Below are 1,760 nucleotides of genomic sequence, written 5' to 3' on the forward strand. Positions count from 1 at the left end.
CCGCGCTGAACGTGTTCGCAGCTTATAGGGGCGAACATCAGCGCCTGATGGGAGGCTCATAAATGGTGTCAATCAAAATGCGAAGCGCGTGGATAGCGGTAATTGTGTCGTTGATGATCGCAGGGTTCGCTCATGCGGATCTTGCAAAGGGAACTCGTGCAATGATCCCGGCCGAAGTACCCCTGTGCAATATTCTCAGCATCGATGCGGAAATGACGTTACTGGATGCAGGTGTTTCAAAAGCAGTCAAAGGCTGCACACTAAATACCAAGCCTCAAGATGCGGTTCTTTTGATGAATTATGAGAGTTCCAAAATGGGCAAATATAGTCGGTGGTACCTTCTCGACACGGAGGAAGAAACGTTCATTCCCAATTCGATGATTAAGTGAGTTTAGATACCTTCATAAAAGGCATAGGCTCGTCTGCCGCCCCATAAATCGTCTACGCTTCTTGATGGTCGCGCCCGACGCGGCCCGGACTGTGCAATTCTCGCGCTTCCCAAAGGCCCCGCGCTCGGACCAATTTTAGAATAACGCAGGGTGCCTATCTGCGAACCGTATCTTGTTAGCAAGCGCAGCCCACTGCCAATTTAAGTTTGTGCCGAGCCGTCCTAGGTCGAAGTTTGACGACTTCTGGCCCAAAATACTGGCTGGGTTGCATCCTGACCAATATTGATGTTTTTGGGGTGAGCGCAATCCCCTTACAAAGCATTAGGGGCTTCCCTACAGAAAATAGATTTAGGTTATGGATTAATACGACGTACCTCTCCATTTAGTTGTGCAGGAGTGGCCGCTACGATTGGCGCATATTAGAGCCCCGTGGGAGGCTTTTAAATGAAAAAGTTTCTGTTAGCACCATTCGCGTTATTGATGCATTCTGCTTTAGCGGCAACAACAACTGGTTTGAGCGTTACCGGCATTATCGACCCGCCATCTTGCGACGTTTCGATGGTGGGAAGCGATTTTTCTTATGGAACATCAATTCTTCTAAATCCGACTGGAAACACTGCGCTAGGTGTTAGTGCCCCGCAAACATTGAACATTACGTGCGCTGGACTCGTGTTGGTAGGAATTCGAGGAACCGATAACAGAGCAGGAACAAATGTTACCTCGATTAACCCTAATGCATACGGATTGGGGCTTGACGGAGGAAACAATAAAATTGGCGATTATACACTGAATTATTCAAATGTTTCGCTCAATGGTGGCACTGGTTTTATGGTTTGGAGTACAGATGGTGGGACGACATGGGCTGGCGGAAATGGAGGCGGGACCATCAATACCTACGCTGCTCAGGCCATAACCTACGGCCTTAAGGCAACGTCAGGCGCGGGGCAGCCTGTTCCGATGACGAGCGCCTCTTTTAATCTAGCTGTTACTCCGACTATTGCACCCAAAAGCACATTAGATGCGAGCAACACCATTCAACTGGATGGCTCCGCCACCATTGCGTTGGTGTACCTTTAATGCGCCCTATTTAGGTGTGGAAATACTGGGTTGCTCAGGCAAGTGCCTGGAGACTACCAGCAATTATCGAGGGCTGGTCCTCCAGTCACTTGAGTTCAATCGTGTGGTGAGTTACGTTTGGACGACGGCCACCGAGCCGGCATTCAACTATTTTCTTGCAATTCGCTGTTTGCGCGCATGATCAGAAGGTTTGCCAGCACCAAAAATACAAGTGACAACCCGCTAGACGTTCTGGGGATTCTCACAGGCTATTCTTCTAAAACAGACAGTCGATGCGCACCTTACGCTTTTGGC

2 protein-coding genes are annotated in these 1,760 nt (G+C 49.3%); both read left to right on the forward strand.

Going from position 1 to position 1,760, the window contains the following annotated elements; all coding sequences use genetic code 11:
- Nucleotides 1-62 precede the first annotated feature (62 nt).
- On the forward strand, nucleotides 63-389 hold the full coding sequence (locus tag D8U73_RS10420) for a hypothetical protein (RefSeq protein ID WP_130904404.1): 327 nt from the start codon (nucleotides 63-65) through the stop codon (nucleotides 387-389).
- 444 nt (nucleotides 390-833) lie between these two features.
- Entirely contained in the window at nucleotides 834-1,466 is a 633-nt protein-coding gene (locus tag D8U73_RS10425) for a hypothetical protein (protein ID WP_130903381.1), read from the forward strand.
- The last annotated feature ends 294 nt before the right edge of the window (nucleotides 1,467-1,760 follow it).

Origin of the sequence: Pseudomonas sp. Sample_22, assembly GCF_004307635.1 — a bacterium.
In the GTDB taxonomy this organism is placed as follows: domain Bacteria; phylum Pseudomonadota; class Gammaproteobacteria; order Pseudomonadales; family Pseudomonadaceae; genus Aquipseudomonas.